This is a genomic window from Runella salmonicolor (assembly GCF_024158025.1).
Classification (GTDB): domain Bacteria; phylum Bacteroidota; class Bacteroidia; order Cytophagales; family Spirosomataceae; genus Runella; species Runella salmonicolor.
On the sequence record NZ_JAMZEL010000002.1, the window covers coordinates 49460 to 71886 of the forward strand.

16 protein-coding genes are annotated in these 22427 nt (G+C 46.1%); 11 read left to right on the top strand and 5 right to left on the bottom strand.

What is annotated here, in order from left to right; translation table 11 throughout:
• Positions 1-31: 31 nt before the first annotated feature.
• From NCI00_RS06070 to NCI00_RS06090, 5 genes are all read right to left on the bottom strand, one after another.
• The gene (locus NCI00_RS06070; protein WP_253526073.1) at positions 32-883 is read right to left on the bottom strand and encodes a helix-turn-helix domain-containing protein; all 852 of its coding nucleotides are present in this window, start codon (positions 881-883) and stop codon (positions 32-34) included.
• Positions 884-986: 103 nt separating this feature from the next.
• On the bottom strand, positions 987-3257 hold the full coding sequence (locus NCI00_RS06075; RefSeq protein ID WP_114065865.1) for an NADP-dependent malic enzyme: 2271 nt from the start codon (positions 3255-3257) through the stop codon (positions 987-989).
• Positions 3258-3480: 223 nt separating this feature from the next.
• Entirely contained in the window at positions 3481-4443 is a 963-nt protein-coding gene (locus tag NCI00_RS06080; protein WP_166559070.1) for an AAA family ATPase, read from the bottom strand.
• A gap of 73 nt (positions 4444-4516) precedes the next feature.
• Positions 4517-5911 (bottom strand): peptidylprolyl isomerase, encoded by a 1395-nt coding sequence (locus NCI00_RS06085; protein WP_166559071.1) that lies wholly within the window; start codon positions 5909-5911, stop codon positions 4517-4519.
• 59 nt (positions 5912-5970) lie between these two features.
• Entirely contained in the window at positions 5971-8166 is a 2196-nt protein-coding gene (locus tag NCI00_RS06090; protein ID WP_253526074.1) for a peptidylprolyl isomerase, read from the bottom strand.
• 227 nt (positions 8167-8393) lie between these two features.
• Between NCI00_RS06090 and truA the strand changes: the two genes are divergently transcribed.
• The 11 genes from truA to NCI00_RS06145 all read left to right on the top strand — a co-directional run bounded on the left by truA (position 8394) and on the right by NCI00_RS06145 (position 22380).
• A complete protein-coding gene (gene truA / locus NCI00_RS06095; RefSeq protein WP_253526075.1) occupies positions 8394-9149 on the top strand; it encodes a tRNA pseudouridine(38-40) synthase TruA in 756 nt (251 codons plus the stop codon).
• Positions 9150-9218: 69 nt separating this feature from the next.
• A complete protein-coding gene (locus NCI00_RS06100; RefSeq protein WP_255455446.1) occupies positions 9219-9836 on the top strand; it encodes a nucleotidyltransferase family protein in 618 nt (205 codons plus the stop codon).
• 229 nt (positions 9837-10065) lie between these two features.
• Positions 10066-11712 carry a TldD/PmbA family protein gene (locus NCI00_RS06105; protein WP_166559074.1) on the top strand — a complete coding sequence of 549 codons (1647 nt, stop codon included), beginning with the start codon at positions 10066-10068 and terminating at the stop codon, positions 11710-11712.
• A gap of 19 nt (positions 11713-11731) precedes the next feature.
• Positions 11732-13048 carry a TldD/PmbA family protein gene (locus NCI00_RS06110; protein WP_253526076.1) on the top strand — a complete coding sequence of 439 codons (1317 nt, stop codon included), beginning with the start codon at positions 11732-11734 and terminating at the stop codon, positions 13046-13048.
• Between the two features lie 255 nt (positions 13049-13303).
• The gene (locus NCI00_RS06115; protein WP_166559076.1) at positions 13304-14944 is read left to right on the top strand and encodes a TldD/PmbA family protein; all 1641 of its coding nucleotides are present in this window, start codon (positions 13304-13306) and stop codon (positions 14942-14944) included.
• Positions 14945-14981: 37 nt separating this feature from the next.
• On the top strand, positions 14982-16319 hold the full coding sequence (locus NCI00_RS06120) for a TldD/PmbA family protein (RefSeq protein WP_253526078.1): 1338 nt from the start codon (positions 14982-14984) through the stop codon (positions 16317-16319).
• A gap of 65 nt (positions 16320-16384) precedes the next feature.
• Positions 16385-17002 carry a DUF4159 domain-containing protein gene (locus NCI00_RS06125; RefSeq protein ID WP_253526079.1) on the top strand — a complete coding sequence of 206 codons (618 nt, stop codon included), beginning with the start codon at positions 16385-16387 and terminating at the stop codon, positions 17000-17002.
• A 3-nt stretch (positions 17003-17005) separates the two neighbouring features.
• Complete coding sequence (locus NCI00_RS06130; RefSeq protein WP_253526080.1) at positions 17006-17983, top strand: AAA family ATPase; 978 nt, start codon at positions 17006-17008, stop codon at positions 17981-17983.
• Positions 17984-17985: 2 nt separating this feature from the next.
• Positions 17986-18846, top strand: a complete 861-nt coding sequence (locus NCI00_RS06135; RefSeq protein ID WP_253526082.1) for a DUF58 domain-containing protein — start codon at positions 17986-17988, stop codon at positions 18844-18846.
• Between the two features lie 94 nt (positions 18847-18940).
• On the top strand, positions 18941-20161 hold the full coding sequence (locus NCI00_RS06140) for a BatA domain-containing protein (RefSeq protein WP_253526084.1): 1221 nt from the start codon (positions 18941-18943) through the stop codon (positions 20159-20161).
• A complete protein-coding gene (locus tag NCI00_RS06145) occupies positions 20158-22380 on the top strand; it encodes a DUF4175 family protein (protein WP_253526087.1) in 2223 nt (740 codons plus the stop codon). The genes NCI00_RS06140 and NCI00_RS06145 overlap by 4 nt, the downstream gene beginning before the upstream one ends.
• Positions 22381-22427: the final 47 nt, after the last annotated feature.

A 22427-nucleotide genomic window follows, 5' to 3' on the forward strand; every position in this document is an offset into this window, starting at 1 on the left:
TTTTGTCCTGATTGTAAGAAAACGAAAAGCCCTATAACGCCGTCATGCAGAGGTCTTCTTGGAGTTTGAGGTAATGGGTGGGCGACATCTTAATGAAGTGGTTGAAGTCGTGAATCAACTGGCTTTGGTCATAATAGCCGCACTGCGCCACAATATCAAGCCAATCAATTGGCTGTGACGCGGCGTTGGCTTTTGATAAAAACTCAATCGCTTTTTTAAATCGCTGATAACGATTGAGTTCTTTGTCGCTGAATCCCAGATACTTTTGGTAGTTGAGCTGAATGTTCCGTTCGCTATATCCGCTTTCTGCAGCTATTTTTTTGACGGTGTACAAAGTGCCCCTGGCTTCATTTTGCGCCAGAACTTGCGCCACGTTGCTTTCTCTTTCTCTCAGATACGGCAAACTAAAATCCAACAAAAGGTTGACTTTCTCGGAGAGTGACTGGGCTTTTTTTAGCTGAATCCATACGTCGGCAAAGCATTGCTCTTTGACTAAATCATCGGGTTGGTGAATGAATTCATTGAATGATTTTAAGGATTGCCCAAAAAAACGGTAAAAAGCATCCCATTTAAAATTTGCCACGAGCATTTCGGCCCCAGGTGATAAGGTATAATCAATGTTTTTTTTGATGGGACCAAGAATCAGGCTATTCGGTGCGTCGAAAGAGGGATTTTGCTCGAAGGAAATCGAAATTTTACTGCCAAGATTAAAGACCAAAATGGTCTGAAAAGAAGGGATTAACTTTTTATGGACAGGGTAGGGGGTACGATTGGCGGCATAATAAAAATGCGTAAAAAACTCCTCAAATGCTTCAGGCACCGCAATACTTTGCGTTTCGTAGAAAGGGTCTTTGTTGGTTAATGGTACTTCGTTGGGAGTCATGGCACGTCTTCGTTTGGGAATATACGAGAATAACTCTACATGAATAAGCGCGGCAGACTTGTAGCTAGTCTGCCGCGCTTAAGTTTATCAATAAGGGTAAAAACTACCCTTTCATTTGTGCTTCTACTACGGCAATGGCCACCATGTTCACGATTTCGCGAACGGAGCTACCCAATTGCAGTACGTAAACGGGTTTGCGCATTCCGAGCAAAATCGGGCCGATGGCCTCGTATTCCCCTACTTCTTTGAGCAGGTTGTAGGCGATGTTGCTGGCCGAAAGATTCGGGAAAATGAGCGTATTGGCTCCGTCTTCGGCCAGTTTGCTGAACGGATGATTGGTACGAAGCAATTCTAAATCAAACGGTAAGTGGGCCTGCATTTCACCGTCTACCACCATATCAGGGTGTTTTTTGTGTAAAATGGTGGCGGCGGTGCTCATTTTTTCGGCATCTTCACCCTTCGCACTTCCAAAGTTGGAGTAAGTAAGGAGGGCAATGCGCGGTTTGATGTTGAAGCGTTCTACGGCCTGCGCGGTCAATTCGGTGATTTCAACGATGTCATCGACCGTCGGGTTAAAATTAACGGTGGTATCGGCCAAAAACAGCGGCCCACGACGCGTAAGTAATATGTACATACCCGCCACTTTTTTCACCCCTGCTTCTTTACCAATGATTTGCAAAGAAGGGCGAATGGTATCGGGATAATTGCGGGTCAAACCAGAAATCAGGGCATCAGCTTCGCCCATTTCAACCATCATAGCGCCGAATGAACTCCGATAATACATCATCTTGCGGGCTTCGATGATGTTGACCCCTTTGCGCTGGCGTTTTTGGAAATACACTTCAGCGTAGCGGTCGATGTTGGCCGATTGCTCAGGGCTATAAGGATCAATCACTGGAATCTCGGCGAGGTCCAGTTTATTCTGCTCAATGATGGCGCGTATTTTTTCTTCTTTACCCAATAAAATCGGGAACGCAATGCCTTCGTCGCGTACCTGTTGGGCGGCTTTGAGCACTTGCACGTTTTCGGCATCGGCAAAAACCACGCGTTTTGGGGCTTTTCTGGCCTTGCTGATAATCACCCGTGAGATTTGATTGTCCTGACCCAAACGTTTTTCTAACTGTTGAACGTACGCATCCCAATCCGTAATCGGGTATTGGGCTACTCCGCTCTCCATGGCGGCTTTGGCCACGGCGGGGGCAATGGTTGTGAGCAGGCGTGGGTCAACGGGTTTAGGAATGATATATTCACGACCGAATTTTATGTTATCGGCATTGTAAGCTAAATTAACGATGTCAGGAACGGGCTTTTTGGTCAATTCGGCCAGCGCGTGCACTGCCGCCAATTTCATCGGCTCGTTGATTTCACGGGCCCGCACGTCCAATGCGCCCCTGAATATGTACGGGAAGCCCAATACGTTGTTGACTTGGTTGGGATAATCCGAACGTCCAGTGGCCATAATGACGTCTTCGCGGGCGGCTACGGCGTCTGGATACGGAATTTCGGGGTCTGGATTGGCCATCGCAAATACCATTGGGTCTTTGGCCATGGAGCGCACCATGTCCTGCGACACTACGTTGGCTTTAGACAACCCGAGAAATAAATCGGCACCCACCATTCCTTCGGCCAGCGAAGCAAAACGGCGCTCAGAGGCGAATTCCTGCTTCATGGGGTCTAAATCGGTACGGGCGGTATTGATGTGGCCTTTGCTGTCGAACATATCGACGTTTTCGGGACGAACGCCCAAGGCAATATATAATTTGGTACAAGAACTTGCCGAGGCACCCGCTCCTGACACCACCACGCGAATGTCCTCCACTTTTTTACCGACCAGTTCTAGTCCGTTTAGCAGAGCCGCCGAACTAATGATGGCCGTCCCGTGCTGGTCATCGTGCATGACGGGGATATTGAGCTCTTCTTTAAGGCGACGTTCGATTTCAAAACATTCGGGCGCTTTGATGTCTTCGAGGTTAACGCCTCCGAAGGTAGGCTCCATTATTTTAACCGTTCTGACAAACTCATCCACGTTCTCGGTGTTGAGTTCAATGTCAAACACGTCAATGTCGGCGTAAATTTTAAAAAGGAGGCCTTTCCCTTCCATGACGGGCTTACCCGCTTCGGGGCCGATGTTTCCGAGGCCTAAAACGGCCGTTCCGTTGCTGATTACCGCCACTAGATTGCCTTTGGCGGTGTATTTATAGACATCTTCAACGTTTCTGAAAATTTCCATACACGGCTCAGCAACGCCGGGCGAATAGGCCAAAGACAGGTCAAGTTGGTTGTTGGTTTCTTTGGTTGGCACTACCTGAATCTTGCCGGGACGACCCTTTGAATGGTAATAAAGTGCGTCCTCTTTGCGAATTTTTGGAGGCATAACGATTTTTTGGGGGTTGAATTTGGGTTTGCAAGGTACGAACGAAAACCATTTGTCGTACTAATTAATTGTCTTTTTATGGAAGTTGACTTTTACTTTTGTGTTTTATGATTCACTTTTTACGGCATAAGAATGGGCAGTTAACAAAAAAAATCACGCAAAGACGGCAGAGGGGTTTTTCTTTGCACCTCTGCGTCTTTGCGTGATTACTTTGCAGTAATGACTACACTAATCGCTTTATGATTTCATTGACCGAAATTCCTTCGGCTTCTGCTTTAAAGTTACGTACAATGCGGTGACGTAAGATAGGAAGTGCTACTGCTTTGACGTCCTCAATATCGGGAGAGTATTTTCCGTTGATGAGGGCGTTGCATTTGGCGGCAAGTATCAGGTTTTGAGACGCACGCGGCCCTGCTCCCCACTCTAGGTAATTTTTGGTGTCTGCGGTGGCCAAATCGCCCATTGGTCGGGTTTTTTGAACGAGTTTAACGGCATATTCTACCACATTATCCGTGACGGGAACGCGCCGTACGAGGTGTTGGAACGCTTCGATTTCGGCGGCTGAAATGACCGTATTAATTACCGGTTTATTGTCAGTTGTGGTGGATTTAACAATGTTAAGCTCTTCTTGGTAAGAAGGATAATCTAAGTAAACCATGAACATAAAACGGTCTAACTGCGCTTCGGGCAGGGGGTAGGTTCCTTCCTGTTCGATGGGGTTTTGGGTAGCCAACACAAAAAACGGACGACTTAACGAATGTTTTTGGCCCGCAACGGTTACCGCGTATTCTTGCATCGCTTCGAGGAGCGCCGACTGGGTTTTGGGAGGGGTACGGTTGATTTCATCGGCCAAAATAATATTGGCAAATACGGGCCCTCTGATAAAACGGAAATTGCGTTCATTGTCCAAAGTTTCAGAACCCAAAATATCGGAAGGCATCAAGTCAGGCGTAAATTGGATACGGTTAAAACTCAAATCCAAGGCACCCGCGATGGTTTGAATCAGGAGGGTTTTTGCTAATCCAGGTACCCCAACCAAGAGGCAGTGCCCTTGGCAGAATATAGCGGTGAGCAATAAACGAACCGTATCATCTTGACCAACAATGACTTTGCCAATTTCTGCACGGAGTTTTTCGTAGGATTCTTTAAGTGCCTCAGCAGCAGCGACGTCAGAAGAAAACTTCATTTAAGGTTTATGGTTAGTGGTTTATAAATGGTTGTTGTGAATATAGCTGTTTGCCGCAAAAAAACAATCGACGCTAATTATCCTGCAGATTAATACCCATCATTTTACATCCCTGAAACTCGGGGTCTACTTTAATAAAGACATCTTCGATTGCTTTCTTAAACCACTTATCTACCGCTTCTGTTTTTTTATTGGCTAAAACAATATTAGATAGCTTCTCAAAATCGTCTTTCAAACTGGCCGTATGCGGCTCTATTTTACTTTTGTAATAGATGATTCGCATGGCGGTTTTTCCGTCGTCTGTTCGATAGTTCATGGGCGCACTTATCGTGCCAACTTTCATGGTGTCGAGCATCATAAACAAGCCGTAGTCCATCGAAGCATCCAGTGGCAAGCGCGATGAACCCGACTGTTGGTCTTTCAACAAACCACCAGCATCGGCCGTACTTTTATCTTCAGACCACGTTTTTGCCACTTTTTCAAACTTCAGCGTATCTGTCTTGATAACATTATAGAGACTATCCAACACCTTTTTTGGGGCCGACATGTCCATGCGATTATAATCGGGGCGTAATAAAATGTGGCGGGCGTGGTATTCAGCGCCTCGGGTTTCGAGCAATTGAATCAAGTGCAAACCATATTCTGTTTCAATAGGCTCCGATAGTTCGTTTGGTTTGAGTTTCAGGGAGGCTCCTTCAAATTCGGGTAGCATTTCGCCGCGTTTGGCAAAACCAAGATCTCCACCCCGTTGCGCTGACCCCAAATCTTCCGAATAAGCCGAGGCCAATGAGGTAAAATCTTCTCCTTTTTCTACCCGGGCTTTATAATCGAGCAAACGCGCACGTAATTCGTCGTTCTGTGCTTTTGTTACTTTGGCATAACGAACAATCTGCCCGATTTCAACTTCGGCGGGAATATAAGGTAGGCTGTCTTTGGGAATGCTGTTGAAGAATTTTTTTACTTCATTGGGGGTCACTTTGATGGCTTCCGTAATTTTACTTTGCATTTTTTCTGCTATCATTTCCTGTTTGATAGGCTCTCGCAACTCATATTTAAGGGCTTCAATGCTCTTCCCGTACGCCTCAATGATGTTTTTTTCCGAGCCAAAACGCTTAGCCATGTAGTCCATCCGGGCCGCTACCTGACTTTCAATCTGTTTGTCTTCAACAATAACGGAGTCTATCTCCGCTTTTGCCAACAGCATTTTATTTACAATCAAGCGTTCTAAGGCCTGGCACATGGTAGGGGCTTGTTGGCCCTGGGCCTGAGATTGTGCCTGAATCATGTATTCTTCCAATTCAGATCGCAGTATATAGTAATTGTCAACGCGCGCCACCACTTTGTTGAGGCTGGTGCTTTTTCCCTGTCCTTGAGCGCCCATGAAGGCAATACACGCCAATACGAGCGTTGCCAAGGTGGAGCGAAGGACTGAGAGGTAAGATGGGTTTTGAATGAATGTTCTTTTCATAATTTGGTAGGCTACTTCAAAATCGGATTCTCTATTGTTAAACGTACTAACGCCGTTTTTTACTTTGCTAAGTTACGTAATTCTTCTTCGTTTATCTGTACGGCAAACTTTTGGCGTAATTGAGTAAGCCAATTACGTTCCAGTTGTTTTTGGTAATCGTTGATCACGGCCCCACGCGCTTCACTGAAGGTTTTGATACGGGCGGGTTCGATTTTGGCGATAGAAACCCATACTTTTTCCTTGTTGACACTTACCAATTGATCGCCCACCTCCCAGCGGGCGGCATCTATATAGCGGTTTGACCCTTTGGCAAAAGCCCCTTCAGTAATGAGTATATTACCCAGTTTAAGGGCATTAAGGGCTTTTTCGAGGTCTTTTTTAGACGTGCTGAAATACTGAAAGCTTACCCGGCGGTTGCGAGACGCATTGGCCACGGGTTTGAATTTGCCGTAATCTTTCTCGATGATTCGCGTCAGGGGAACACTGTTATTGGTAAGCGCCTTAATGGCATTATGAAGGCGTATCGTGGAAATGGAATCAGGCTCATCGGCATCGCCGTAGGCGGAAACTTCGACCGAATAATTTTCATTATTGAGCAAGGTCAGTGCCACTTCAAACAGGGCTTCCCGGTGTTTTACGCTTAGGATGGTCGATTTGGAAGGGAAAAGCAAATCGGTCCCTTTTCGCCGCAATTGATAAGGCTTAGAGGCAAGTGCTTCATGGGCCCTTTTAAGCAGCGTATCACTCTCGCTCACCGCGAGGGTAGCAAAAGCGCGCTCGGGGTAGCGGTAGTTGGCTTTATTTTGTTCCCAATATTGCTTCTGACCCAATGAGTCGGTCAAGGAGCGCTCTAGTACGTTGGCTTCCATGGCTTGGGTGTACAAGACTCCGTCGCGCATTTCGGTCATTAATGCTCTAAATTCAGGATACTTTTTTTCCAAATTTGCTTCTTCCGTTTCGACCAATTTCTGATTTACAAACTGACGAAAATAACGTTCGGCAAGGAGGGGTAGCGAAGTGCCCGCTGGGGTGGGTTGCTGACGATTGTAGACGTATTCGAAAAAATGATTGACGCTATACGGTTGATTTTCAATTTGCACCAGTGTTTTGTTTTCAATCGAAGCGTTGAGCGGTGTTTTGAATTTCCATTTTCCTTTTAGCAGGGATGTGTCAAGCTGGGCCAAGGCTGCCGCTTTTATAGGGGCAATTTCCGTCATTTTTGACGACGCACGTAGTTTAGTAATTAATGCTTCCCGAATGAGTTCACCGCGCGAATCAGTGGTTACTTTTTGCCGAAGTTGCGGGGCTAATTCAGTAAATGACTCGATGGGTTTGCGATTAATCAGTTTAACAATGTGCCAACCGTAGTTGCTCAAAAAAGGCTGTGAAATATCGCCGACGCGTTTGAGTGAGAATGCTACTTCTTCAAAAGCAGGGGTCATGGCCCCTGTGCCGAATTCATGAAGGATGCCCCCGTTGTCTTTGGTGGTCGGCTCGTCGGAATAGTCACGACACACCACTTCCCAGGCTTCTTGTTGCAATAAACTGTGGGCTTTTTCTATTTTGGACTTGGCAGCGGCTTTGCCTTCAGAGGTGGCATTGGGACTGATACGTACCAAAATGTGCGCTACTTGAACCTTACCTCGCGAAGCGCGACGGTCATTCACTTTGATCAAGTGATAGCCTGCGCCCGTTCGTACGGGGTCCGTTATTTTTCCAATGGGCGCGGTGTAAGCAGCGTTTTCAAAAGGATAAACCGTCTGAAATACCGTAAAATACCCTAAATTTCCCCCTTTTGGGCTGGACAACGCATCTTTTGAAAAACGGGTTGCGGCCTCTTCAAACGTAATTTCTTGTTGCAGGATTCGGCTACGTAAGGCAATGGCTGCCCGGTACGCCGATAAAGTGTCTTCGGGAGAGGCGTCGGGAGAAACGGGGATTAAGATATGTGAAGCGCTGACTTCCTGTTTCAAGCGTTCGTAGGCTTCCGCTACGAGGTTTTCCACAAATACTTTATCGGAAAGGTACGGCTGGGCCAATTGTTTCCGAAAAGAAGCCATTTCTTCCCGAAATTCGGCCGTTGTGTCTTTGCCGTCACTTTGGGCGGCGATTACTTTCAACTTTAAATTCGTATAAAGCTGAAGGTATTCCCTGATATTGGTTGATTTGGATGTATCGTCCGAAAATTGGTTTTTGGTAAAAGATTGAAAGAATTCATCAGTCGTAAATTTCCGGTCACCTATGGAAAGAATCACAGGTTCGGGGGGAGCCTGTGGTGCCGGTTTGGACGTTTTGCACCCCCATATACTTATAAATACGCCAATAAAACCCCAAAAACGATACTTCATCTTAACTTTTTAAATCTTAACAGGAATGCGCCTTCATTTATTGTGAAGTTTGCAAAGTTACGCCAACTTTCTGAAAGTTTAAACAATACCTCCTTTTCACCCCCGCCAATCTGTTTTAGCCATTATCTTTGCATATGCGTTATTTTATAGAAGTAAGTTATAAAGGAACAATTTATCATGGTTGGCAACGGCAACCCAACGGCAATACCGTGCAGGAAGAACTTGAGCGAGCGTTGGCCATTATTCTGCGGCAGCCCGTTGAAATCATCGGTAGTAGTCGAACCGACGCGGGCGTCCATGCCGAGCAGCAATTTGCGCACTTTGACGTAGAAAATCCCATTGCTGCTCCCGACCGGGTGGCATTGGGGCTGAATAGCCTTTTGCCTAAAGACATTGCCGTTCCCAAAATTGTGGCCGTCAGACCCGATGTACATTCTCGTTTTGCCGCCACGCACCGCTGTTATGAATACCGAATTATTTTTCAGAAAAACGCTTTTCTTACTGATTTAGCCCACGTATTTCGACCTGAGTTGGATGTTCAGCGAATGAACGAGGCCGCCGCGTTGTTGCTTCAATACACCGATTTTGAATGTTTTAGTAAAATCCATACCGACGTAAAAACCTTTTTGTGTACCATTGAGCAGGCCTATTGGGAAGAAACTCGATTGGGACTGGTATTTCACATCAAAGCCAATCGTTTTTTGCGCGGTATGGTGCGTGCCATTGTGGGTACTTTGTTGGAAGTTGGGCAACGAAAAAAGTCGTACGCGGATTTTGAACAGTTGATTATTTCTAAGAACCGTAAAAATGCCGCTGCTCAAGCGCCTGCCTGTGGGCTATTTTTGGTGGAAGTAGGCTATGATTGGGCGGCGGTCATGGACGATATTTAACGTTGGCGAGGCTTTATAGAACGTCGGCGAGGCTCTAAGCCTCGCCGACGTTCTCAAACGTTCTTAAAATTGACACACTTAAACGTATATATTCATTTGAAGAAGATTGGGATTATATTATTGGCGGCTGGCGAATCCAAGCGCATGGGCTCGCCTAAACAACTCTTGGACATTGACGGAAAAAGCCTCCTGCGTCGGACGGCAGAAGTGGCTTTAGCCACTGATTGTTACCCTGTTGTCTTAGTCATTGGGGCAAATAAGGCTCAAATTGCCCCCGAAATCATCAACCTGCCGCTGACCGTCATTGATAACCCCATGTGGCCCGAAGGGATGTCGTCGTCGGTGAAGATGGGAATGGCAGGGTTATATATGACTTACAAAGACGTGGATGCCGTTCTGATTTTGGTGTGCGACCAGCCGTATCTTTCGGTGTCGTTGTTGGAGCGGATGATTAAAATTTATGAAGAAAAACAACCGCCGATTGTCGCCTGTAAGTACGGCGACCAAATTGGTGTTCCTGCCTTGTTTGACCGTAAAATATTTGACGAACTGTTGACCCTGACGGGTGATAAAGGGGCGAAACCCGTTGTGATGAATCATTTGGACGAAGCCTACCTCGTGACTTTTGAGGCGGGAAGCGTAGATTTGGACACCCCCGAAGATTACAAAGCTTTTCAGAATGGCTAATTTCCTATTAATGACGCGTTGCCTGCGGACTGCGCGTCTGCGGACTGCGCGGCGAAAATTTCGTTGTGCTGTAATGGCTTTTCGATAACGTCGCTTAAAAAAGCAAATTTGTCGCGGAATAATAGGCTGGTTTTATAATTTCCTTATTTTTGAATGTTACGTTCTAACCGATGGTAAGAAGTTTTTTCACTTCAACCGATTACAACCATTCATCAAAACTAGACCAAGCATGAAAAGAAGGGATTTTATTCAGTTGTCAAGCATGGGCTTGGGGGCTATGATGGGCGCATCCATTCCCGTTTTGGGCAATGTGGTTCCTGTTGAGCAGCTGCTCGAACCCGCCGTCGATGCGGCCATTAAGAAAAAGATGGCTGATGTGGCCCTCAACGTGGCCAAGTCGAAAGGGGCAACTTATACCGATGTTCGCATCGGCCGTTATCTTCAACAATACCTCTTTACCCGTGAAACCAGGGTTCAGAACATCGTTAATGCAGAATCGTACGGCGTAGGAATTCGCGTGATTGCCAACGGAACTTGGGGTTTTGCCGCTACGAGCGATGTGAGCAACGAAGGCATTGCCAAATGTACCGAAACGGCCGTAGCCATTGCCAAAGCAAATTCAAAAATCCAGACCGAGCCGGTCGTGTTGGCTCCTCAAAAAGGAGTGGGAGAGGTAACGTGGAAAACGCCCATCAAGAAAAATGCCTTTGAGGTTCCGGTTCAGGAAAAGATTGACTTATTGATGAAAGTAAACGGCGAGGCAATGAAAAACGGCGCCGGTTTTGTCACTTCCAACCTGTTTTTTGTCAATGAACAAAAATATTTTGCATCCTCCGATGGCTCGTACATTGACCAAGACATACACCGTATTTGGCCAACTTTTACCGTAACTGCCGTTGATAAACAAGCGGGTAAATTCAAAAGTCGTGATGCTATCAGTTCGCCGATGGGCATGGGTTATGAATATCTTGATGGTTTGGCCAGCGAAAAAATCGCGGGACCGAATGGGTTGGTTGGGTATCGCAACTCGTACGACATGGTTGAAGATGCCATCATGTCGGCCAAACAAGCCAAAGAAAAAATGACCGCTAAGTCGGTCATGCCTGGTAAGTATGACCTCGTGCTGGACCCAAATCACTTGGGATTGACTATCCACGAATCGGTAGGTCACCCCACCGAGTTGGACCGCGTATTGGGGTATGAAGCCAATTATGCTGGAACCAGTTTTGCGACCTTGGATAAATGGAAAACCAAGAGCTTCAATTATGGCAGCAAACAGGTAAATATCGTGGCCGATAAAACCCAACCTTACACTTTAGGAACCGTTGGCTACGACGACGAAGGCGTTCCTTGCAAGGAATGGGATTTGATTAAAGACGGTATTTTGGTGAACTATCAGGCGATTCGTGACCAAGTAAATATTTTGGGCGAAAACGCCTCACACGGTTGCTGCTACGCCGACAACTGGAATTCGGTGCAATTCCAGCGGATGCCCAACGTGTCGCTGCGCCCAGGGAAAGAAAAACTCAACGTTCAGGAAATGATTAAGGGCGTTGAAAAAGGAATATACATTATTGGTCGTGGTTCGTATTCGATTGACCAGCAGCGTTATAACTTCCAGTTTGGCGGCCAACTTTTCTACGAAATCAAAAACGGAGAAATCGTGGGAATGCTGGATGATGTAGCCTATCAGTCAAACACGCAAGAGTTCTGGAATTCGTGCGTGCAGATTTGTGACAAGGATGATTACCGTACGTTTGGGTCGTTTTTTGACGGCAAAGGGCAACCTTCGCAGGTGAGTGCGGTTTCGCACGGGAGTTCGACGACGCGTTTTAACGGCGTGAATATCATCAATACGGGCAGAAAAATCGGATAATTAAACCACGACATCAACAATGGCTATTTTAACGAAAGAAGAAGCTAAAAAAATCATAGATAAAGTGTTGGCTTTTTCAAAAGCTGACGAAATGAGCGTGAACCTGACGGGCAGCCGCACTGGAAACATCCGCTACGCCCGTAATACGGTTTCGACCAGCGGTGAGTCTTATGACTTGTCTTTGTCGGTGACGGCCGTGTATGGCAAACGCTCGGGCACATCGACCATCAACGAGTTTGATGACAAATCGTTGGAAAAAACCGTGCGGCGGGCCGAAGAAATTGCCCGATTAGCGCCCGAAAATCCCGAATATGTGCCAATGCTTGGGCCGCAGACCTATTTGGAAAGTAATACTTTTTTGCAAAGTACGGCCGATATTAACCCCGAATATAGGGCAAAAGTAGCGTTTGACAGCATCGACCCTTGCCGTAAAAAGAACTTAACGGCGGCGGGTTATCTGGAAGATACCACTGATTTTTTTGCCATGGGCAACAGCAAAGGCCTTTTTGGTTACAACAGATCGACGTCGGTCGAATTTTCTGTCACCGTTCGTTCGGCGGATGGAACTGGCTCAGGGTACGTATCCCGCGATTTTAATGATGCCGCAAAGCTCAATGCCAAAGCATCGACGGAGATTGCGATGCAAAAAGCCATGGCTTCGGTATCGGCCAAAGCCCTTGAACCTGGGAAGTACACCGTTATTCTCGAACCTACGGCGGCCCTTGATTTGATTCAAAACATGATGCGTAGCATCGACGCCCGTAATGCCGATGAAGGTCGCAGCTTTTTGAGCAAAAAAGGCGGCGGAACGCGGTTGGGAGAAAAGCTATTCGACGAGCGTGTAACCATTTATTCCGACCCGACCAACATTGATATTCCCAAAGCAGGGTTTTCACTGGACGGTCGTCCGCAAGAAAAAGTGACTTGGGTCGATAAAGGAGTGGTTAAAAATATGGCGTATTCTCGATTTTGGGCCCAAAAACAGGGCGTCAAAGCAGTGCCCCCTCCGCAGGGGTTCATCATGATAGGCGGTACGCAATCGCTGGCTGACCTCATTAAGGGAACCCAAAAAGGAATTTTGGTGACTCGATTGTGGTATATCCGTGCCGTTGACCCCCAAACTTTGTTATACACTGGGCTTACCCGTGACGGGACGTTTTATATCGAAAACGGACAAATAAAATACCCCGTCAAAAACTTCCGTTTCAACGAAAGCCCTATTATCATGCTCAATAATCTTGAAGCGATGGGCGTACCCGCCCGCGTAAATGGAAGCATGATTCCTCCGCTGAAAATTCGCGATTTTACCTTTACAAGTTTATCGGACGCAGTCTAGTTGAGTGTAAAGTGAGAAAGGTTAAAGTGTAAGGTAATTAGCTGGGTCAGTAGGTAGATGTGCTGGGTACGGTCTGCCTATCGTCTGACCCTGTTGCTTCAACCTTTACACATTCGTTTGCCGTTCATCAAAATCCCCCTGTCTGGGGGAGAATTAAGACTATATTTATCAGGATTTTTGAAATTGAATTAAACATGATTCAATTTCAAACGTCTTTTCAATTACCCATACAACCATCTATAAACAAACCAAGCCTTGAAAAGAAGAGATTTCATGCAATTGTCGGGCATGGGATTTGGCGCAATGATGTTGCCCAATATCCCGATTGTGGGGAATTCAGTTTCTCCCGAAGCCCTATTGGAAGGCGGCATTGATGTTGCCCTCAAAAAGCGTCTGGCCGACGCTGCCCTCAACGCCGCCAAATCCAAAGGCGCTACTTACACCGATGTACGGATTGGCCGTTATCTGCGTCAATTTGTGATTACCCGCGAAGACAAAGTACAAAACATCGTCAACACTGAATCTTATGGGGTTGGCGTGCGGGTCATTGCCAATGGCTGTTGGGGATTTGCGGCGGTGGTAGACGCCAAAACCGAAGAAGATACCGCCAGAGCGGCCGAAGAAGCCGTGGCCATTGCCAAAGCCAATGCCCGGTTGATGAAGCAACCGGTGCAATTGGCTCCCCAAAAAGGCTACGGTGAAGTAAGTTGGAAAGCGCCCATCGAACGTAATTCGTTTGAAGTACCCATCAAAGAAAAAGTGGATTTGCTGTTGGGTGTCAACGATGCTGCTCTAAAAAACGGCGCTAATTACGTGAACTCGGTGTTGTTTATGGTCAATGAACAAAAATATTTTGCTTCTTCCGACGGTTCTTACATTGATCAGGACATTCACCGAATTTGGCCTATTTTTTCGGTGACCACCATCGATCCCAAAACGGGTAAGTTTGAAACGCGTCAGGCGTTGAGTGCCCCCGTTGGAATGGGTTACGAATACCTACAAACCAACCCTAAAGACAAAGTAACGGGTATCACTACCCGCTACAATAAGGGCTATGATATGCTGGAAGATGTGATTTCGGCGGCCAAACAAACCAAAGAAAAACTCGCGGCCAAATCGGTGGAAGCAGGCAAATATGATTTGGTGCTAGACCCATCTCACCTGTGGCTAACCATTCACGAATCGGTAGGGCACCCGCTCGAACTCGACCGCGTGTTGGGTTATGAGGCCAATTTTGCAGGGACCAGTTTTGCTACCTTGGATAAATGGCAGAGCAAAAACTTCAATTATGGGAGCAAAGAAGTAAATCTCTTTGCTGATAAAACCCAAGTAGGCTCGTTGGGGGCCGTTGGTTGGGACGACGAAGGCGTGAAAACCAAGCAATGGGATTTGGTAAAAGAGGGAACATTGGTCAATTATCAGGCCATTCGTGACCAAGTACACATCATCGGAGAAAAAGAATCACAGGGCTGTTGCTACGCCGACAGTTGGGGCTCGGTGCAGTTTCAGCGCATGGCCAATGTTTCTTTGGCGGCTGGGAAAACGCCCCTCTCGGTCAGTGAAATGATTAAGGATGTAAAAAAAGGAATTTATATTATTGGAGACGGTTCGTTTTCAATTGACCAGCAGCGCTATAATTTTCAGTTTGGCGGTCAGTTGTACTACGAAATCAAGGACGGTCAAATTGCTGGAATGCTCAAAGATGTGGCATACCAGTCAAATACGCAGGAGTTCTGGAATTCTTGCGTGAAAGTGTGCGACGAGCGAGATTATCGTTTGGGTGGTTCATTCTTTGACGGAAAAGGCCAGCCGCAGCAAGTCAGTGCGGTATCGCATGGTAGCTCAACGGCCCGTTTTAACGGCGTAAATGTCATTAACACCGCCCGTAAAATTTAAGCATTGACCTCATCTCCAACAATTAACATCAAAAAAAATGGCAGTTATATTAACTGAAGCGGAAGCCAAAGCCTTGCTACAAAAGGTGTTGAGCTTTTCAAAAGCGGATGAATGTGAAGTGAATCTGCTGGGCGAAATACGCGGAAATCTGCGCTATGCCCGCAACGAAGTTTCCACCAGTGGAGCAATGACCAACAAAGATATTTCGGTCCAATCGTCTTTCGGCAAAAAAGTAGGTGTGGCCTCTATTGATGAATTTGACGATGCCTCGCTCGAAAAAGTGGTGCGCCGCTCTGAAGAATTAGCCCGACTTGCGCCCGAAAACCCCGAACACGTGGGCGTCATGGAGCCGCAGCAATACATTAAATCCAACGGTTATTTTGAATCTACCGCCAGCATCACCCCCGACAAGCGGGCCGAAGCAGTAGCGAAAAGCCTCGAATTGTCGAGCAAACAGGGCCTTGCAGCGGCGGGATTTTTGGAAGATCGTAAAGGGTTTACCGCCATGATGAATTCGAAAGGGCTGTTTGCGTATTATAAAAATACCAACGTTAACTTTTCGCTTACGGTCAGAACGGACGACGGAACAGGCTCGGGTTACGTAGCCAAAGGGTATAATGATTTCAATAAACTGGATACGGCAGCGGCTACCAAAATTGCCGTTCAAAAATCGTTGGCTTCCAAAGGAGCAAAGGCGCTTGAGCCTGGAAAATACACCGTGATTTTAGAGCCAACGGCGGCGGCGGTATTGCTCGAAAGTATCTTTTTTGGAATGGATGCCCGCAGTGCCGACGAAGGCCGCTCGTTTTTCAGCAAGCCAGGAGGGAAAACCAAGCTAGGGGAAAAGATTGTAGACGAGCGTGTTACGTTTTATTCTGACCCAACGCATCCTGATTTACCCGCTGCTGCATGGTCGGGAGATGGACAGCCGCAGGCCAAAACGCTTTGGATTGATAAAGGGGTTGTGAAAAACCTTTCTTACTCTCGTTTTTGGGCGCAGAAAAAAGGGGTGAAACCCGTTCCAAACCCAAATAACATGATTATGGAAGGAGGAACGGCGACCTTGGACGAGATGATTAAAAGCACCAAACGCGGTATCTTGGTCACCAAACTCTGGTACATCCGTCCCGTTGACCCCCAAACACTTTTGCTAACGGGCCTCACCCGCGACGGGACATTTTATATCGAAGACGGAAAAATAAAATACCCTATCAAAAACTTCCGTTTCAACGAAAGCCCAATCATCATGCTGAATAATCTTGAAACCTTAGGGATTCCAGAGCGGGTGGTTAGTACGGAATCAGACCAAAATTATATTCTGCCACCGATGAAAATCAGGGAGTTTACCTTTTCATCCCTTTCCGACGCGGTATAACCTTACGGCAACGGCCCGTGACTGCCGTTGCGGGCCGCAGCCGAGAGGTTTAATCTTTTCCACGCATGAGACCATTTTTTTTTACTCGGATCCAGTATGCTTCGGGAGATTGGGACACCGACCAACGGATGCCTTCCAATCTCCTCAATTCGTTGGTGGAGTATACCACGATTCCGATTGATGAAAAAGAAAAAATTGTGCAATTGACGGGTACTGAGTTGTTTAGGAGCCCCTTCTGTTATTTGAGCGGTCATAAATTGGTGGAGTTTTCCACTCAGGAACGTGACCATTTTAAAAAATACGTTGAAAACGGTGGTTTTGTGTTTGTGGATGATTGCAATCACGACATCGACGGGCTGTTTGCCAAGTCGTTTGAACAAGAAATGGCGCGCACTTTTGGGCCGAAGGCCTTACAAAAAATCCCCAACGACCATCCGATTTATCATTCGTTTTTTCATTTTGAAGGCCCGCCTACGACGAGTTTTGAACTCAACGGCTGGGGCGATGACCTGGTCCATGATTACCTGAAAGCCATTGAAATCAACGGCCGAATCGGGGTTTTGTACAGCAATAAAGATTATGGCTGCGAGTGGGATTATGATTTTAGAAATAAGCGTTGGTTGGCCGAAGACAATACAAAATTTGGAGTAAACATTATTAGTTACGCATTAACAACTGTTTAAGCATTGGAAACGCAGGACTTAACCCACTATAAAACACTGGTATCGAAGCTACCACACCTGAAAAAAGAGATTGGCAAAGTAATCGTCGGGCAAGAAGAAGTAATCAATGAAATCCTGATTTCTTTACTCGCTGGCGGACATTGTTTGCTGGAAGGCGTGCCCGGATTGGCCAAAACACTCATGGTGAAAACGATGGCCGAAGCCCTCGAAATGAAATTTAAACGGGTGCAGTTTACCCCTGATTTAATGCCAGGAGACATCATCGGGACCGAGATTTTGGAGGAAGACCACGAAACGGGCAAAAAGTTTTTTAAGTTTAACCAAGGACCCATTTTTGCCAACATCGTCTTGGCCGATGAAATCAACCGTACACCGCCCAAAACGCAGGCAGCGTTGTTGGAGGCAATGCAGGAATACAAGGTGACGTATGCGGGTACAAATTACGATTTACCGCGCCCATTCCTGATTATTGCTACCCAAAACCCTATCGAACAGGCGGGTACTTACCCCTTGCCCGAAGCGCAACTTGACCGTTTTCTGCTGTATATCAAGTTGGGCTATCCGTCCGAACAGGAGGAATTGGATGTGTTGAAAAATACCACGGGTTTTGGCAGTCAAAGCCTGCAAACCATTCTTACGGACCAAGAAATTATTGATTTACAAAAACTGACGCGTCAGGTTCATATCAGTGATGAATTGATTGTAAAAGTGAATCAATTGGTCCGTTCCACGCGTCCCGATACTACTTCATCGGCCTTTGTCAAAAAATGGTGCGGATGGGGGGCAGGCCCACGGGCAGGGCAAGCGTTGATTCTTTGCGCTAAGGCCCGGGCGGTGTTGAACCAACGGTTTTCGGTTATCCCCGAAGACATTCAAATATTAGCGTACCCCGTATTGCGTCACCGTATCTCGCTCAATTTCAGGGCCGAAGCCGAGAATGTCACAACGGATGATGTGGTGGCAGAACTGTTGAAAGGATAGCCATGCTCACCACCGAACTCATCAAACTAAATAACCTTCAAATCGCGGGAAAACTGGTCAGTGAAGAGCTGATGTTGGGGATTCATGGCAGTAAACGGTCGGGGATTGGGATTGAATTTGAGCAATATCGCCACTACGAACCCGGCGACGACCCAAAACGCATCGACTGGAAACTCTACGCCCGTACCCAAAAACATTTGGTACGAGAATCCGCTACGGAAAGTAATTTCCATATTCGGTTTGTATTGGACTTGTCGGGGTCGATGAATTATGCCGAAAAAAATATCAGTCGCCTAAATTATTGCAAGATTCTGCTGGCGTCGTTGGCCTATTTGGGGTACCGACAAAGTGACCAGATGAGTTTGTATGCCTTGCAAAACGGAGACTTAGAGACCCTCGTTCCCGCAGGAAAGCAGGCTTTTCAACGGATTTTATACGAGTTGGAAAAAGCCGAAGCAACGGGAACGTGGCAGAACGAGCATCCTAAATTTCCGCATTTTCAACAAAAGCAGAAAGAGTTGTTTGTGTTTGCGTCTGATTTTCTGCAAGTGGATGATGAATGGATGAAACTCATTCAGAGTGTAGCCAATCCGCGTCGCGAAATCCTTATTTTTCAGGTACTTGGTGCCGAAGAATTGCATTTTAACCTAAATGGTTTTTATCGTTTCAAGGATTTGGAGACGGGAAAAGAAATGGAACTCGAAGCATCGACTATCAAAGAAGAGGTTCAAAAAAAAGCCGCTGCCTATTTGGCCAATTTAGACGAAGCCTTACAAATCCCGCACGTACATTTAATTCGGACTACTTTGCACGAATCCATTGCGTCGGTGATTTCAGAGGCGTTGAGAATGAGAAAAGTTTGATGATAAATTTCTGAATTGTCCTGTTATTGAGAATAAGGAAGATATTTTTTGAATTGTCCTGTCCTTTAGGGCAGGAAACATAAAAATAAGATAAATGGAATTTTTAAACCCTTTGATGTTGTGGGGCAGTTTGGCGGTTGGCATTCCTATCGCCCTTCATTTTTGGCATCAGAAAAAGGGGCAACTGCTTAATTGGGCGGCTACGCAGTGGCTGACGGAGAAGGACTTACAACCCTCACGCGGGATTCGGCTAGACAATGTGTTGTTGTTGATAATCAGGTGTTTATTGGTGGTTTTATTGGCTTTATTGTTGGCAAAACCTATCCTGCATTGGGCTACAAGCACTCAAAGCCCTCAAAAAATCCACTTGGTACAACTGAATCCTTTGGTGGTTGACAATTATAAATTTGAACTGGAAGAGGCCCTCAAAAAAGGGGAAAAAATATATAAAATAGGGGCAGCATTGGAGTCATTGAACGACATATCCTCCCTGACCTATTCTGGCGCGATGCATCCGTTGGAATTACAAACGAATATCAATAAAGCCAATGAATTGAATCGGGAAGTGCGAACGAAGCAATTTGAGATTTATTTGGTTAATAGTCAGGGGTTAAGTCAAGTGCCAAACATCTTTGTGCCGGGGACGTTCACCCTACATTCCGTGGTTGATACACTTTCAAAAACCCCCAAACCCTACTTGGAATTTGCGGGTAAACATAAGTTGTTTGTTAATCAAGCCAATCAATTGACGGTTGCGGCGGTGTTACCTCCTAATGAAAAATTTGAATCACAGCCCCTCCCCAACAATGCGGTAAATGTATTGGTCGCCCTGGAAAGTAAAGCCGAAAAGCAGGCCATTTGGGCGGCGTTGAAAGCATTGACGGAGGTGTACCAAATAGGGTTTTTGATTGACGAAAAATTAAATTCGCAAAAACAGTACGACTGGGTTTTTATGGATAATAAACTGCCGCTTGATGTAAAAGTTTTTTCATCCCAAACGCGTTTTATTTTTTCGGAGGCAAACCACATTCCGAGAAATGGAGAGTGGAAAACGGCGCAATTTTCGGGGGAAATGCTTACAAACGGGCGTCTTCCCGAGTGGTTGGGGGAAGTATTGGTGAGTCATTTTCAACTGAATCCTGTCTCGAAAACATTAAGCAATCAGCAACTTAATGCCTTGTTTAAAACGCTAGATACTAAAAATCAATATGCTGTAAATCAGACAAAAGGGGTGCAGTTTTCGAAATGGATTTTTTTGTTTTTTATCATTATTTTGGGCATTGAACGTTGGTTAGCCATCCAAAAAAACGCATGAATCAACTCCATAAAATCATCACTTGGGTAACTTACCAACTCTACGCTGGCGCGTTGCTGACGAGTGTGCTGCTAGCTGGGTCGGCTTTTTTAGTGGTTTCGTTGGTCACATCCACGGTCATGGTGCCTGCGCTTGCTGCTTTGGCGGTATTTATGGTGAGCGCGTACTGGAAAGGGCTTTTTCAAAGCAAACGAGCGGAGGCGATTCAACTCATTCACCAGAACCTTCACGACACGGAGTATAGCCTTCAACTGCTTGAAATAGAGCGGCCTAATATCGCGCAGCAGTTGCAATTGGAGCGTTTAGCCGAGAAAATTCAAGGCCAGAAAGCACCCCGCGTTTTGCCGTCTCATTGGGGGATTTTTGTGGCCCTATTTTTAGTTTGTTTGGGTTTGCGGTTTGGATTGCCATTACTGAAAAAAGACAAATTTAAGGAATTAGTTGAAGAAGTTACAAAAGGGCAAGTCCTTGAAAATCAAGTAGTAATTCCTTCGTTGGTTTCGGCCAAACTGACCGTTACACCGCCCGCGTATACTAAGTTACCCGTTCGGGAGGGAACGGATTTGAACGCATCTTCCATCAGCGGTTCGGGGTTGATATGGCAGGTGTCGTTTAGTCATTCGCAAAATGTGGCGATTAAATTAACCAATAACCGAGGGGAAGAATTACCCTTTAAAAAAGTAGGGAATCAATTTGAATACCGCGACCAATTGTACAACTCAGGATTGTACGGTATCAAGGCGTATTGGAAAGACTCATTGGTCTATCAATCAGACTATTATCGCCTAGAAGCTATTCCAGATTTGGCCCCCAAGATTGAGCCTGCCTCCAAAGAATTATACCAATATCATTTCTTGAAAGACCCTAAAACCCTTCAGATTTCGGCCAAAATATCGGATGATTTTGCGGTCCAACAGGCATTTATCGTGGCCACGGTGGCCCGAGGTTCGGGCGAAAATGTGAAATTTAGGGAAGTGAAATTGCCCATTAGTCAAGCCAATTTTAAGGAAACAAACATCGTTAAAAACATTGACCTCAAAGCCCTCAATTTTACACCTGGCGATGAGTTGTATTATTATTGGGCGGCGATTGACAACAAACGTCCCGAGCCAAACTATTCAAAGTCAGATACTTATTTCGTGGTCTATAAAGATACCGCCAACGTAGAAGAATCAGAATTGGCAACCATGGCGATGAATATTTTGCCCGAATATTTTAGAAGCCAGCGCCAAATTATCATTGATACCGAGAAGTTGATTGCCAAACGAAAGAAACTGGCGGCCAAAGAATATAACAGCACTTCAAACGAAATTGGATTTGACCAAAAAGCCCTTCGTTTGCGCTATGGACAATATTTGGGTGAAGAATTTGAGAATTCTATCGGCGGAGGCAATGCCTTGCCCAAAGACAATGACGGCGATGCCGTCGTGGGGTTTGCTTTATTGCATGGTTTTGTACACGCCCATGATACGGGCGAACCGGGGGGCGAATCGGGCGGAAATTCGCACGAGGGGCATAACCACGGCGGAGGCGGAAAGAGCGAAACGGAAGAAAAAGACCCCGTAGCTTCGATTTTGGAAGAATATGTTCACTCCCACGATGACGGGGAAGCCAATACGTTTTATGAACAATCAACGCGCTCACTCTTGAAAATGGCGTTGGAACAGATGTGGCAATCGGAACTGCATTTGCGGTTGTATGAGCCAGAAAAGGCCATTCCGTTTGAGAAAAAAGCCTTGGAATACTTGAAATCCGCGCAGCACCGAGCAAGGACGTTTGTTAAAAAAACGAGTTATGACCCGCCACCCATCAAAGAAAGTGAAAAGCGCCTGACGGGAGAGTTGAAAAACTATAATGAAGCGTATCGGAGCGAAAAAAACTATTCCCAACAACAGGTCGAACGTTTGGTCTCGGAGGTGTTGGGGATTGTTGAGGAGTCTGAAAATCAAAAACTTAAAGGGGGGCAAAAACAAAAAGTACTCGAATTGGGTAATGTATTGACCTCAAAAGTGATGAATAGTCGGTTGTCAAACTGGTCGATTTTAAGTTCATTACAAAAATTGGCAAACGATAAGCCCCTCACCGAAACGGAGAAAAAAAACTTAGAAACAAAGCTTTATCAATTGATTGGCGGTTCGTTGCCTGCCCGCGAAAATGCCGCGCCGTCATCGTATGCAAGTGATAAAAAACTGGAGAAGGCTTTCTGGAAAAGTCTGTAAATAAGTTTTTTATCTTTCCCACACCGCGAGTTTATAGCGGCATGGGA

Excerpts from the sequence above, each read along its gene's own strand:
- NCI00_RS06070 (WP_253526073.1), bottom strand. The coding sequence starts at position 883 with ATGACTCCCAACGAAGTACCATTAACCAACAAAGACCCTTTCTACGAA.
- NCI00_RS06075 (WP_114065865.1), bottom strand. The coding sequence starts at position 3,257 with ATGCCTCCAAAAATTCGCAAAGAGGACGCACTTTATTACCATTCAAAG.
- NCI00_RS06080 (WP_166559070.1), bottom strand. The coding sequence starts at position 4,443 with ATGAAGTTTTCTTCTGACGTCGCTGCTGCTGAGGCACTTAAAGAATCC.
- NCI00_RS06085 (WP_166559071.1), bottom strand. The coding sequence starts at position 5,911 with ATGAAAAGAACATTCATTCAAAACCCATCTTACCTCTCAGTCCTTCGC.
- truA (WP_253526075.1), top strand. The coding sequence starts at position 8,394 with ATGCGTTATTTTATAGAAGTAAGTTATAAAGGAACAATTTATCATGGT.
- NCI00_RS06105 (WP_166559074.1), top strand. The coding sequence starts at position 10,066 with ATGAAAAGAAGGGATTTTATTCAGTTGTCAAGCATGGGCTTGGGGGCT.
- NCI00_RS06110 (WP_253526076.1), top strand. The coding sequence starts at position 11,732 with ATGGCTATTTTAACGAAAGAAGAAGCTAAAAAAATCATAGATAAAGTG.
- NCI00_RS06120 (WP_253526078.1), top strand. The coding sequence starts at position 14,982 with ATGGCAGTTATATTAACTGAAGCGGAAGCCAAAGCCTTGCTACAAAAG.
- NCI00_RS06125 (WP_253526079.1), top strand. The coding sequence starts at position 16,385 with ATGAGACCATTTTTTTTTACTCGGATCCAGTATGCTTCGGGAGATTGG.
- NCI00_RS06135 (WP_253526082.1), top strand. The coding sequence starts at position 17,986 with ATGCTCACCACCGAACTCATCAAACTAAATAACCTTCAAATCGCGGGA.
- NCI00_RS06140 (WP_253526084.1), top strand. The coding sequence starts at position 18,941 with ATGGAATTTTTAAACCCTTTGATGTTGTGGGGCAGTTTGGCGGTTGGC.
- NCI00_RS06145 (WP_253526087.1), top strand. The coding sequence starts at position 20,158 with ATGAATCAACTCCATAAAATCATCACTTGGGTAACTTACCAACTCTAC.